The organism is Synechococcus sp. R55.8 (assembly GCF_047461895.1).
GTDB lineage: Bacteria > Cyanobacteriota > Cyanobacteriia > Thermostichales > Thermostichaceae > Thermostichus.
On sequence record NZ_JANSIB010000094.1, the window covers coordinates 1 to 12,038 of the forward strand.

General features: G+C 59.2%; 11 protein-coding genes and 1 pseudogene. 7 read left to right on the top strand and 5 right to left on the bottom strand.

Annotation, left to right across the window (positions count from 1 at the left end):
- Positions 1-129 precede the first annotated feature (129 nt).
- The gene (gene proB, locus NW829_RS09800; RefSeq protein WP_414352179.1) at positions 130-1,245 is read left to right on the top strand and encodes a glutamate 5-kinase; all 1,116 of its coding nucleotides are present in this window, start codon (positions 130-132) and stop codon (positions 1,243-1,245) included.
- Positions 1,246-1,331: 86 nt separating this feature from the next.
- On the opposite strand, the gene raf1 is transcribed toward proB, so the two are convergent.
- The 4 genes from raf1 to infC form a co-directional block, all read right to left on the bottom strand.
- Positions 1,332-2,435 carry a RuBisCO accumulation factor 1 gene (raf1, locus tag NW829_RS09805; RefSeq protein ID WP_414416976.1) on the bottom strand — a complete coding sequence of 368 codons (1,104 nt, stop codon included), beginning with the start codon at positions 2,433-2,435 and terminating at the stop codon, positions 1,332-1,334.
- A gap of 164 nt (positions 2,436-2,599) precedes the next feature.
- Positions 2,600-4,546, bottom strand: a complete 1,947-nt coding sequence (locus NW829_RS09810; protein ID WP_414416977.1) for a serine/threonine-protein kinase — start codon at positions 4,544-4,546, stop codon at positions 2,600-2,602.
- Positions 4,547-4,672: 126 nt separating this feature from the next.
- Positions 4,673-5,137, bottom strand: a complete 465-nt coding sequence (bcp, locus tag NW829_RS09815; protein ID WP_011432174.1) for a thioredoxin-dependent thiol peroxidase — start codon at positions 5,135-5,137, stop codon at positions 4,673-4,675.
- A gap of 15 nt (positions 5,138-5,152) precedes the next feature.
- A complete protein-coding gene (gene infC, locus NW829_RS09820) occupies positions 5,153-5,710 on the bottom strand; it encodes a translation initiation factor IF-3 (protein ID WP_011432175.1) in 558 nt (185 codons plus the stop codon).
- A 293-nt stretch (positions 5,711-6,003) separates the two neighbouring features.
- On the opposite strand from infC, the gene NW829_RS09825 reads away from it, so the two are divergent.
- The 4 genes from NW829_RS09825 to NW829_RS09840 all read left to right on the top strand — a co-directional run bounded on the left by NW829_RS09825 (position 6,004) and on the right by NW829_RS09840 (position 9,946).
- Entirely contained in the window at positions 6,004-6,270 is a 267-nt protein-coding gene (locus NW829_RS09825) for a hypothetical protein (RefSeq protein WP_414416978.1), read from the top strand.
- A gap of 41 nt (positions 6,271-6,311) precedes the next feature.
- A complete protein-coding gene (locus tag NW829_RS09830; RefSeq protein ID WP_414416981.1) occupies positions 6,312-7,697 on the top strand; it encodes an aspartate ammonia-lyase in 1,386 nt (461 codons plus the stop codon).
- 40 nt (positions 7,698-7,737) lie between these two features.
- Entirely contained in the window at positions 7,738-8,478 is a 741-nt protein-coding gene (locus NW829_RS09835; RefSeq protein WP_011432178.1) for a Uma2 family endonuclease, read from the top strand.
- Positions 8,479-8,557: 79 nt separating this feature from the next.
- Positions 8,558-9,946, top strand: coding sequence for an MFS transporter (locus NW829_RS09840; RefSeq protein ID WP_011432179.1), 1,389 nt, complete (start codon positions 8,558-8,560; stop codon positions 9,944-9,946).
- A 69-nt stretch (positions 9,947-10,015) separates the two neighbouring features.
- On the opposite strand, the gene tnpA is transcribed toward NW829_RS09840, so the two are convergent.
- The gene (tnpA, locus tag NW829_RS09845; protein WP_414416979.1) at positions 10,016-10,456 is read right to left on the bottom strand and encodes an IS200/IS605 family transposase; all 441 of its coding nucleotides are present in this window, start codon (positions 10,454-10,456) and stop codon (positions 10,016-10,018) included.
- 57 nt (positions 10,457-10,513) lie between these two features.
- Here tnpA and NW829_RS09850 point away from each other — a divergent pair, with 57 nt between their 5' ends.
- Together NW829_RS09850 and NW829_RS09855 are read left to right on the top strand one after the other, a co-directional pair.
- Positions 10,514-11,758, top strand: coding sequence for an RNA-guided endonuclease InsQ/TnpB family protein (locus tag NW829_RS09850; protein ID WP_414416980.1), 1,245 nt, complete (start codon positions 10,514-10,516; stop codon positions 11,756-11,758).
- 153 nt (positions 11,759-11,911) lie between these two features.
- A pseudogene (locus NW829_RS09855) lies at positions 11,912-12,038 on the top strand (Diguanylate phosphodiesterase); the annotation flags it as partial.

A 12,038-nucleotide genomic window follows, 5' to 3' on the forward strand; every position in this document is an offset into this window, starting at 1 on the left:
TCGGCGCTATCCTTCCCCGCCCTGAAGGACGGGGCTTGCCGCGCCTTTTGGTCAATACAGCTGCGTCTTGACTCCGCTATGGTGGCGCTATGGTGAATAGAGGGGTGGGAGGATGGGTTGAGAGCGGCGATGGCAACAACAGACGTGACGGTGGTGGTGAAGATCGGCACCTCCAGCCTGACAGATACTCAGACCGGCTTGTTGCGTCTTTCGGTGTTGGGGCCGCTGGTGGAGGTGCTGACCCACCTGCGCAGGCAGGGGTATGCGGTGATCTTGGTCTCCTCTGGGGCGGTGGGGGTGGGCTGTGCTCGCCTTGGCTGGCGGCAACGACCGACGGCTATTGCCGAGAAGCAGGCGGTGGCTGCGGTGGGACAGGGGCGGTTGATCCGCCTTTACGATGACCTCTTCTCGGCTCTGAACCAGCCAATTGCCCAAGTGCTGCTCACCCGCGGCGATCTGGTGGAGCGCAGCCGCTACGTGAACGCCAATCGCACTTTTGCCCAACTGCTGCAGATGGGGGTTATTCCCATCGTCAATGAAAACGACACGGTGGCAGTGGAGGAGCTGAAATTCGGCGATAACGACTCGCTTTCGGCGTTAGTGGCCAGCATGGTGCAGGCCAAGTGGCTTATCCTGCTCACCGATGTGGACAAGCTCTATTCGGCTGACCCCAACCGAGATCCCTCTGCCCAGCCCATTGAGCGGGTGTTGCCCGGGATCCCGCTACAGGTGAAGGCCGAAGCCCAGGGGAAAAGCGGCTGGGGCACCGGCGGCATGGCCACCAAACTGACCGCTGCTCAAATTGCTACAGCTGCAGGGGTAACGGTGGTGATCACCAATGGCAAACGGCCTGAGCAGATCCCGGCAATTCTGGCCGGCGAGGCCATCGGCACCCGCTTTGATCCGGCTCCTCAGCCCGCCAGCGCCCGCAAGCGATGGATTGCCTACGGCCTCATCCCCGAGGGATCTTTGACTTTGGATGAGGGGGCGGTACGAGCGGTGTGCGAGCAAGGGCGCTCGCTGTTGCCGGCAGGGATCACAGCCATTTCTGGGGAGTTTGAGGCGGGGGCTGCCGTGCGCCTGTGCGATCCCAGCGGCCAGGAGGTGGCGCGGGGCCTGGTGAACTACAGCGCCGAGGAGCTGCGGCAGATTAAGGGCAAAAAAACTGCCGAGATCCCTCACATCCTGGGCTACGAAGGGGTTGATACTGCCGTCCACCGGGATAACTTGGCCTTGCTCAATTGAGGCCATGGGTGAGGCCATGGGGGCGAGTCCAGGCGCGGTGCTCTGCACCACTAGCACGAATGGCTACAACGGCGGGATCCCAACGCCTATTCTTCCAACTGCCAGGGATCCTGAGCCAGCACCTCATCGAAAACCCGCGGGGGGCGCACGGCCATCAGCACCTGGCCCAACAGGGGAGAGGAGGGCGAGTCTTCTATCCACTCCACCGCCAGGGATCCGGCCCGATCCACCAGGAAAAATCCCGCCATCTGAGCTCCCTCCCAAACCCGAGCGGCGCGATCGACCACCAGCAAAACCGGATCCTGTTCTTCACCGGCAGGCACCGGCAAACCCAACAGGGATCCCAAAAGCCGGTTTTCCACCTGAAGGATCACCGGATCCCCGGCCTTTTGAATCACCGGCCAAGCAGGCAAGGCCATCCAAGTCTGCTCCGCCGGGCTGTTGACCCAGCCAAAGGGCCCTTGCGGCTCGCTGGGGGGGATCCCTTCCCAGGCGGCAGTTGCAAGAGGCAGGGAGCCGGCCACCGGCAGCAGGCGCGGCAGATCTTCTTCCAAGCGAAACACGGACAGCTTGGGCAAAACGCTGCGTTGGGGGCGGGAGCTGGTGGCAATCGTGGACAAGAGCTGCTCCACCTGTCGGCGGGCTGTATCACTGTGGACATACTGAAACGCTCGACCGATAGCCCGAGTTCGCTCCTGCAGATCGCGGGTTTGCTGGGCCGTCCGCCAGGCTTGATAGGCCACCGCATCGCCGGGGTGATCCGTAAACCCTTCCGGAAGCTGTTGGAGCTGGGCATAATTTTTCACGGCGCGGGCGATCTCGTGAGCATCATCGGCATGCAAATGGCGACTGAAGATAAATTCCGCCACCCGAACCCGATCCTGTGGAGAGAGAATGCGCAACTCGTAGAGGATATCGCTACCTTTGTGGGCAAAATGCTCCAGAACTGCTGGGCTGGCTCCTGCTTTGGATATCCCTTCGTAAACTTGGGCCGCAACGATGATCTGGTTTTGGTGAATGGGCTCAAACCCGGTTGCCTCGAAGATGGCCTGGGGAGTCATTTTCTGTCGTTGCAAAGCTTGACAGGCCTTGGCCCAATCCAGCCACCGGCCCTCTTTGCGGCGCAGCCGCTCTACCAACAAGCTGGGATCCTCCTCCACAGCAGCAGGTTCCGGCAGATACTGACTCATGCTTGTTCTCCAACAGGCTGGACAGATCACCACTCCCCTGGTCCACAGCCCAGCAGAGCTGGCCGGGCATCTGGCCAAACTTGATCTTCAAACTTGATCTTAGGGCTGATAGCGGTTCTGGCCGAGTCCGGTCGCGACAGCGGGACGGAGTCCTTGGCGAAACTCTAGATCGCTGGGTCGCACAGCATCACCTGGGAAGGCTGTCCACTCACCGGCAAGCAGTTCAGATCCAATTGCCAAAGCTGAGACAGGTGAGATTTCTCTGCTTTGGGCACCTGCAGCCAAATCTTGCCCCTTTGGCCCACCTGCAACACCTGTGAGCCGTTAGGCACAGCTACTTGGGCCAAGGGATCCCCTTTTTCACTGTACAGCCAGAGGGAAGTGGATTGCTCGCCCTCTCGACACAGCAGCAGCACGCCCCAAGGGGCCTTGGCCATCTGGACAGGTTGCCCTTTCAAGAACCAGCGGCGCACCCGCAGCGGATTCACCTGCACCGAGTGGAGATAGGGGCAGCAACCTTGCTGGCCTTCCCTTCCCTCATCTGTTGCCGCAAAGAGCAACCGTTCTCCCAAGCTGATCACCCCCCCTTGGGGATCCAAGGGCAGGCGATGGCGAATGGGCTGGGATCCCGTCTGCAGAGACCAACCGGTTGCGACAGTGGGATGGTGTCCCTTGGGATAGGGCAAGAGGCTCATCTCCACCCACTGCTGCCCCACACCTGTCAACAAAACCAGATGCTCCGAGAGGGCCAGCAAGCGGGACAGGGATCCCTGCCAAGGCCAACGAAAATAGCAGCGGGAATCGGGGAAAGGCTGTGTTCCTGTCGACGTGGCCGGCTGCCATTGTACGGCCCCCAACTCTTGGGCGGTGGCCCAGACCAGCTCCTGTCGCTCTGCCAGCCAGGTGGCCTGCCAATCCTCCTCAAAGCTGAGCAAGGTGCGGATGCGGCTGGGGCTGAGGTGCAAAAGGCTGCTTCGGGAGAAGGCCAGGGCTTCCGGGAAGGTGTTCAAGGGCAGCACCGCCCGAATTGGCTCGTCCAGGGAAAAACGGGCCAAAGCAGGGGATCCCAGGGCAAGGTTCTGGAGCTCCAGCCATTCCAGCCTCTGGGGGGTCACCCGCAACAGCAGCGGGGATCTGGAGCCGCTGGGATCCTCGCAGATGCAGAACTTTTGCTCGGCCAGGAACTCCATCCCGCCAGTGTCAACAGAGCCCAGATCCGGCAGATCCCAAACCTGTACCCCAGGGGGCGGCCATCTGGGCAGGCGAGGGCCAACCCAACAACTGGCCGGCTCTTGCCACTCTTGGGCAACCACCGCCAAAGCCGACCGCATTTGGGCAGCAGTGCGGAACCGCCGCAAGGGCAACTTGCGTAGGGCTATCTCCAGCACCTCCCGCAGCGGGGCAGGGATCCCTTCTGGACAGACAAACGGCTGGTTGAGGTGGGCGTGCATCAACTGGCCGGGAGATCCGGAAAAAGGCCGTCGGCCCGTCAGCAGCTCCACCAGGATGATCCCCACCGCGTAGAGATCGGAAGCGGGACTGAACTGGCCATAAAACCGCTCCGGGGCCATGTAGGCAGGGGATCCGGTGGCGGTGATCTCGCCGGCAGCAGGCTGCAGGCGACGGGCGATGCCAAAATCCGTCAACTTCAGTTGCCAGCCCTGGGGCGTGGGCTTGAGCAGGATGTTCTCGGGCTTGACATCGCAGTGGATCACCCCCTGCCGGTGGGCATGATCTAACCCGGCCAAAATCTGATCCACAAAGCCCAAAACCTGCTTGACCGGCAGCCACAGCCCTTGCTCCACCTGGTCGATCAGCTCCCGCAGCGTGCCTCCCTCGCAGTACTCCAACACCAGGTAGCGACCTTCGCGGGCATGTTCGAGGGCGTAGCAGCGGGTAATGTTGGGGTGGTTGAGGGTGAGCAGATGGCGCAGCTCCCGCAGCAGATTTTGGGTGGGAAAGCGCTCCGCCGGCAGCTCCTTCAGGGCCACCAGGTCTCCTCCTTGACGGGGACGGGCACAGAATACACGCCCGTACTGCCCTTGGCCGGCCAAACCCAACATTTGGTAGCTGTCGTGAATCGACTTGAGGGTACGGCTGCGTCGGGACACGGCCCTAGCCCACGAGGAATCAATACCGGCACTTTACATCTTTTTTTGCTCTTTTCGTTCCCGTCTTGGCTCAGGTTCCAGAACAACGAGCCCAGCAGCAGGTCTGCCGAACTCCCACCGGAAAGCCTAAGAGCCGGTCAACTGCTTGAGCAGCTCCGCTGCGTGGGTTTCCACCTTGACCTTGGTGATAACGGCCTCGATCTTCCCCTCCGGATCAATAACAAAAGTGGTGCGGTGAATGCCGTTGTACTCTTTGCCCATGAACTTTTTCGGCCCATAGACCCCGTAAGCCCTGGCCACCTTGGCCCCCTCATCCACCAACAGGGGGAAGGGCAGTTGCAGCTTCTGGGCAAATTTTTGGTGGGAACGGGCATCGTCGGCGCTCACCCCCAAGATGGCGATGCCGTGGGCTTGATAGTCAGCGTAGGCATCCCGAAAGCCGCAGGCTTCTTGGGTGCAGCCGGGGGTGTTGTCCCGCGGGTAAAAATAGAGCACCACCCGCTGTCCCCGCAACTGGCTCAAGCTGATGGGATTGCCCTCGGCATCGGGCAGGGTGAACTCCGGAGCCGGATCCCCAACGGCAAGGGGCATGGGTGGGATCCCTCCTCAGACCGATTTTTTGGGAGAGAGAATCATCGTGATGTTTCGCCCTTCCTTTTGGGGGGGCTGCTGCATTTCCGCCACTTCTTGTAAGTCTTTGAACAAGCGGTGCAGCAATTCTTCCCCCAACTCGGCGTGCTGGGCCTCACGACCGCGGAACATCACCGTGGCTTTCACCTTGTCTCCATCCCCCAAGAACTGTTGGGCGCTGCGCAGGCGCACGTTGTAGTCGTGCTCGCCGATGTTGTAGCGAAACTTCACTTCCTTGATCTCGGCAGTGTGTTGCTTCTTGCGGGCCTCCCGTTCTTTCTTCTCCTTCTCAAACTTGAACTTGCCGTAGTCCATGATGCGGCAGACGGGCGGGTCGGCCTTTTCGCTCACCAAGACCAAGTCCAGATCTTTTTCTTCTGCCAGGCGCAGGGCTTCGCGCGGGCTCATGATCCCCAACTGAGTGCCGTCGGTATCGATAAGGCGGATTTTGGGGAAGCGGATGCGCTCGTTGATGGCCGGCAGCTCTGCGCGCTGCTTGCGGGGGAAGCGGTCAGGTGGACGCTCTACGGTCAAGTTTTCCTCTCTCAACGAAATAACAACACAAGACAAATGCTAAGTAGGACTAGCCCCCTTCGGAGCAGTGCCGAACCCTGAGTTTGGACTCTCCAATCAAAGTCGGCCACTGGCCCGCAGGCTAAGGCAGGCTGCACCTATACTAACCGGCATTTTCCGTCTCTTTCTAGAGCCGTCAAGCGTTGTCAAGGCCCGCTCACTTGGGGATCCTGCCAGGCCGCGGTAGGATACCAAAGTGGCGATCTTGAACAGGATCGAGGGTTGTTTGTCGGCCAGCAGGGAGGGCAGAAGCGGTGCAGCTCGGTTTAACGGAACGGGAACTGACAGAGTTGGCCCAAAAGTCGGTTCAGCTCATCCTCAGCCCGCGGGAAGGGGATAGCGAAGCGCTGATCCAGTACAAGTCTTCGGCAGAATTTCGAGCGGGGGTGCATCTGGCCTGTGCGGCCATGGTGTTGGTCTTGGCAGAGAACAACGAGCGCCTCAGCCAGCAGTTGCAGGCTACTTTACAAAACTTATCTGCAGCCGTCGAGAAACCCTCAGAGAAGGCTGCCGGAAGCTAGCCCAAGGATCCGCGAACGGGGGAGGAAAAGCCTTGGCTGAGGTGCGCAGCGAACGAGACTCAATGGGGGAGCGGCAACTACCCCAGTCGGTTTACTACGGCATCCAGACCGCCCGTGCCCTGGAGAACTTCCCCATCAGCGGCCTCAAGCCCCTGCCAGAGTATGTGGAGGCCTGCGTGCTGATTAAAAAGGCGGCGGCGGAGGTCAACGGCGAGCTGGGGTGCATTCCGGCAGAGGTGGCCAAGGCGATTGTCCAAGCGGCGGATGAGATCCTCCAGGGATCCCTGCGGGATCAGTTTGTGGTGGATGTGTACCAGGCGGGGGCGGGCACCTCCCACCACATGAACGTCAACGAAGTGCTGGCCAACCGCGCTCTGGAGATCCTGGGGGAGCCCAAGGGCCGCTACGAGCGGGTCAGCCCCAACGACCATGTCAACTACGGCCAGTCCACCAACGATGTCATCCCCACCGCCATTCGTCTGGCTGCCCTGCTGCGGGTGCGACGGGATTTTCTGGGCACGCTGGACAATTTGGTAGCGGCGCTGGAGCAGAAGGCCCAAGAGTTTCGCGGCATCCTCAAGGCCGGTCGCACCCATTTGCAGGATGCGGTGCCAGTGCGGCTGGGGGATAGCTTCGGCGCCTACGCGGCCATCTTTGCCCAACACCGTCGCTGGATTGAGGAGGCCAGCCAGGCCCTGTGCAGCTTGGGGCTGGGGGGAAGCGCCGTCGGCACCGGCCTCAACACTCATCCCCAGTACCGGAAAAAGGTGGTGCAACGGCTGGCAGAGTATACCCAGTTGCCCCTCACCCCTGCTCCCCACCCCATGGCGGCGATGCAGAGCATGGCCCCCTTTGTGCATCTGTCGGGATCCCTGCGCAACCTGGCCCAAGATGGCATCAAGCTGGCCAACGACCTGCGGCTGATGGATTCTGGCCCCAAGACCGGCCTGAAGGAGATCCAACTGCCGCCGGTGCAGCCCGGCTCTTCCATCATGCCTGGCAAGTACAACCCGGTGATAGCCGAGATGTTGAACATGGTCTGTTTCCAGGTGATCGGGCTGGATACCGCCATCACCCTCGCAGCCCAAGCGGGGCAATTTGAGCTCAACGTGATGATGCCCCTGATTGCCTATGACCTCCTGCACAGCCTGCAGATTCTGAACAGCAGCCTGCGGGTCTTTGCCGAGCGCTGTATTCAAGGCATCACCCCCAAACCGGAGCGCTGCCGCGGCTACGCAGAAGGGACGCTGGCTTTGGTGACCGCCCTCAACCCCTACATCGGCTATTTGCAAGCTGCAGAAGTGGCCAAGGCTTCTTTGGAAACCGGCCAGTCCATTCGGCAGATTGTCTTAGAGCGCAACTTGATGACCCCGGAACAGGTGGCCAAGGTGCTGGATCTGGAGGCGATGAGCCAAATGCAGTCCTAACCCATTCGCTACAGTGGAGGCATACTGCTCCTGCCTGGCCATGACCATCGCCCCCTATCGCTGGCCCACCCAGCACGACTTGCCCGATACAGACGACACCCCCTTGGACAACGAGGATCAAGGCCGCCAATACCCCCTCCTCCGGGAACCGCTGCTGCTGCACTGGTCAGATCGGCAAGACTTTTTTGTGGCTTGCAACATGGGCCTTTACTACGCCCTACCCCGGCAGGTCATTGTTCCAGATTTGTTTCTGGTGCTGGGGGTTCCCCGTTGGCGGGATGGCACTGCCCGCAAAAGTTATGTGGTTTGGGACGAAGGGAATATCTTGCCTATTCTCATCTTGGAGATCATCTGCAACGACCAGGGGGAAGAAAAACCCGGACAAGCCAAATTCCAGCTCTACGAAAGGCGGCTGCGGATCCCCTACTACGTCACCTTCGAGCTAGAGACCGATGAGCTGAATGTTTATCAACTCCAGGGCGGACACTATGAGCTGCTCCCCGGCTCAGGCGCTGGAGAACATCCCCCAATTCTGTTGCCCGATTTGGACTTGAGTATCGGTCGGTGGTGGGGATCCTACGAGGGGCGAGAACGCTTTTGGGTGCGCTGGTATGATAGGGCAGGGCAATTGTTGCCTACGGGAGCTGAACTAGAACGGCAGCGGGCTGAATTGGAACGGCAACGGGCTGAATTGGAACGGCAGCGGGCAGAATTGGAACGCTCCCGAGCCGAACGACTGGCCCAGCGGCTACGGGAACTGGGAGAAGACCCTGAATTTTGATCAGCTTTTCCAGGGATCCCCAAAAAAGAAATCTCCACCTACCCCCTACACTGGAATCCTGGCATTCCAGGGGGACATGATGACCAGACAGCGACTCAGTTTGTGGACGAAGCTGGCCTATGGGGTGGGGGATCTGGGCACAGGCATGACGGCCAACATCCTCATCTTTTTCCTGCTGCCCTTTCTCACCAATACCGTTGGCATGTCGGCAGGCCTAGCCGGCAGCATCTACGCCATCACTCGCTTTTGGGATGCCATCAACGATCCCATCATCGGCATTCTCAGCGACCGCACCCGCACCCGTTGGGGCCGTCGCCGCCCCTGGCTGCTGTTTGCAGCCCTCCCCTTTGGCCTCACGTTCCTGGCCCAGTGGTGGATCCCTTTTCCCGGTCGGATTGGCCCCCTGTTTGCCTACTACCTGGCGGTGTCGCTCTTGTTCAATACCTTCTACTCTGCGGCCAATATTCCCTACGCCTCCCTGACAGCGGAGCTGACCCAGGATTACGACGAGCGCACCCAGCTCAACCAATTCCGCTTTGCCTTCTCTGTAGGGGGCAGCATGGTTGCGGTGGTCACCTTTCCCCTGCTGGTCAACTTGCTGCCGGATCGGGCTGCCGGCCATCTGCTGGCCGGAGCCTGTTTTGGAGTGATCTCGGCTGTGCCCTTGCTGATCTGTTTTTGGGGGGTGCGAGAACGGTATCCATCCCAACGGGATCCCATGCCCCTGGTTCAACAACTGCGGGTGGCCTTCAGCAACCGCCCCTACCTGTTTGTCAGCGGCATCTACCTGTGTTCTTGGCTGGCGTTTCAGTTCACGGCCACGATCATCCCCTACTTCATCGTCTTCTGGATGGGCCTGCCGGAGGTGTGGATTTCCCTGGTGGTACTGGCGGTACAGGGGATCGCAGTGCTGACGCTGTTCGGTTGGACCCAACTGAGCACCCATCTGGACAAGCGCACCATGTACCTCATTGGGGCGGGGTTTTGGCTGATCTCGCAGGCAGGCCTGTTTTTCCTCCAGCCCGGGCAGCAGGGGATCATGATTGGGCTGGCTCTGTTGGCCGGCATTGGGGTTTCTGCTACAGCCTATCTCGGCCCTTGGTCGATGTTGCCGGATGTGATCGACCTGGATGAGCTGCAAACCGGGGAGCGGCGGGAGGGGATCTTCTACGCTTTTATGGTCTTCTTACAAAAGGTGGGCCTGGCACTGGGGCTGTTTTTCGTGGGGCAAGCTCTGGATTGGGCCGGCTTCGTGCCTTCGGTGGCCGGAGAGGCCCTGCCCATCCAGCCGGAATCGGCTTTGTTGGCCATTCGCGTTGCCATTGGCCCCTTACCGGGAGTGGCTTTGATCGGCGGGATCTTGCTGGTGTGGTTCTACCCAATCACCCGGCAGCGTCATCAGCAGATCCTGATGGAATTGGAAGAAAGACGGCAACAATACCACCCCAGCACCGAAAGATCTCCTTAGCTAAACCGCCGAGAAGCCCCGCCCTCTGTCCGTAGGACGTATGGCCTACGGCCCGCTGAAGCGAACGTGCTAGCGGCGCGGAGCGCTTGGGCCGGGATGAGAGGCGGGAGTACCTTGGTTTTCAATGTACTGGCGCAATACCGAGACTGTTACCCCACCACATGAAGCGATGAAATAAGATTCATTCCACAGCACATTTTTCCGGTATATCTTGCTGATGTAATCCGCAAACTCGCTTCTCATCCTGCGACTAGAGACGGATTTGATGTTGTTTACCAATTTGGACAGATCCACCTGCGGGTAGTACTGGAACAGCAGATGAACATGGTCTGCCTCGCCGTTGAACTCAATAAGTTTGCAACCCCACTTTTGGCAAAGGTCATACATAACTTCATGTAATCGCTGCAGCATTTCGCTGGTAAATACCTTGCGACGGTGCTTGGTGGTTAAGACCAAGTGTGCCTTCAAATCAGATACAGCTCTGCCGCTGGAAACAAAATCATGCTTCATGGCCGCTAATCCCTGCTGGCGCTATAATCAGTGTAGCGGTTTCTGAGTACGCTTAAGATGAGGACTGCCTATCAGTACCGCCTGCGGCCTACGCCCAGTCAAGTTGTCCTGATGGAGCAATGGCTGGAGCTGTTGCGCAAGCAGTACAACTATCGGTTGGCAGAGCGGCTTAACTGGTGGGAACAAAACCGCTGTGATATAAACGCCTGCCCCTTAATCTGTCATTTGCCTGAGCTGAAAGACAGGCCGGATGTCTACTCCCAAAAACGAGACTTGGTGAATACCAAAGCAAGGTTCCCCGAATACCAAGCAATCCATTCGCAAGTCCTGCAAAACTGCATAGAGCGGGTGCACAAAGCATTCGACCGCTGGCTGAAAGGCGACCGTAACGGCAAGAGGGCAGGAAGGCCGAGATTCAAAGGGGCGGGCCGGTATCGTTCCTTCACCTTTCCCCAGGTAAAACAGGACTGCATTCAAGGGAAGTTTATTCATCTGCCCAAAATCGGAGCAATTAAGCTGATTCAGCACCGTCCGTTGCCTGACGGGTTTGTTATCAAGACTGCCACCATCACCCGTAAGGCTGATGGGTGGTATGTGACATTAAGCCTGCAAGATGCGTCCGTCCCCGAGTTTGCTCCTGAGCCTGCAACACTGGAGAACACGATAGGGATCGACATGGGGCTGGACTCCTTTTTGGTGACCGATACAGGGGAGTCCGTCCCAGTGCCCCAGTATTACCGCCGCGCCCAAAAGCGCCTGGAGAGGCTGCAGCGGTCATTATCCCGCAAGCAGAAAGGGTCAAACCGCCGCAAGAAGGCCTTAAGGCGAGTGGCTAAGGCGCACCTCAAGGTGGCCAATCAGCGTAAAGATTTCCACTACAAAGTAGCCAAGAAGCTAGTAAGCAAAGGGAAGCATATTGCGTATGAGGCGCTCAACACCAAAGGTATTGCGAGAACCCGACTAGCGAAATCCATCTATGACGCTGGGTGGGGGCAATTCCTGCAAATTCTCGCAGTCAAGGCTGAAAGAGCTGGGCTGAGGGCGATTGCAGTGGATCCAAGAGGCACGAGCCAAGACTGTTCTCAGTGCGGTCAAAAAGTACCGAAAACCATTCGAGACAGATGGCATTCTTGCCCGCATTGTGGACTGGAACTAGGCCGAGACCACAACGCGGCGATAAACATCAAATACAGAGCGGTGGGGCATCCCGTTCTCAAAGCTCAGGAAATGTCCTTCACAGGAGTCACTGAGAAGCCCGTACTCTTTCGCTTTAGCGGCGCGGAGCGCTTTGCGTCAGCATGAGTGCGGGAGTATGTCACACCGCAAAATAGGCTACGGTTTCTAGCGGCAGAGCAACTGGCGCAATTGCGGGGGTTTTGATCTTCGGCCCAGGCTACTCCTCTCTCAGGGGCCTGCAGGATTACCTCATCAATGGCCTGAAAAAATGGCCTGAAAATCGATCACTCCTTCATCTCGCGCTGGGGGCCGAATGGAGAAAATGCCGAGACCATTCGCCTGATCATCACCTTGGCCCGCAGCCTGGGAATGGATGTCACTGCCGAGGGGATCGAAACCCTACAGC

Coding starts and splice junctions, on each gene's coding strand:
- proB (WP_414352179.1), top strand. CDS start 130: ATGGCAACAACAGACGTGACGGTGGTGGTGAAGATCGGCACCTCCAGC.
- raf1 (WP_414416976.1), bottom strand. CDS start 2,435: ATGAGTCAGTATCTGCCGGAACCTGCTGCTGTGGAGGAGGATCCCAGC.
- bcp (WP_011432174.1), bottom strand. CDS start 5,137: ATGCCCCTTGCCGTTGGGGATCCGGCTCCGGAGTTCACCCTGCCCGAT.
- NW829_RS09835 (WP_011432178.1), top strand. CDS start 7,738: ATGACCATCGCCCCCTATCGCTGGCCCACCCAGCACGACTTGCCCGAT.
- NW829_RS09840 (WP_011432179.1), top strand. CDS start 8,558: ATGACCAGACAGCGACTCAGTTTGTGGACGAAGCTGGCCTATGGGGTG.
- tnpA (WP_414416979.1), bottom strand. CDS start 10,456: ATGAAGCATGATTTTGTTTCCAGCGGCAGAGCTGTATCTGATTTGAAG.
- NW829_RS09850 (WP_414416980.1), top strand. CDS start 10,514: ATGAGGACTGCCTATCAGTACCGCCTGCGGCCTACGCCCAGTCAAGTT.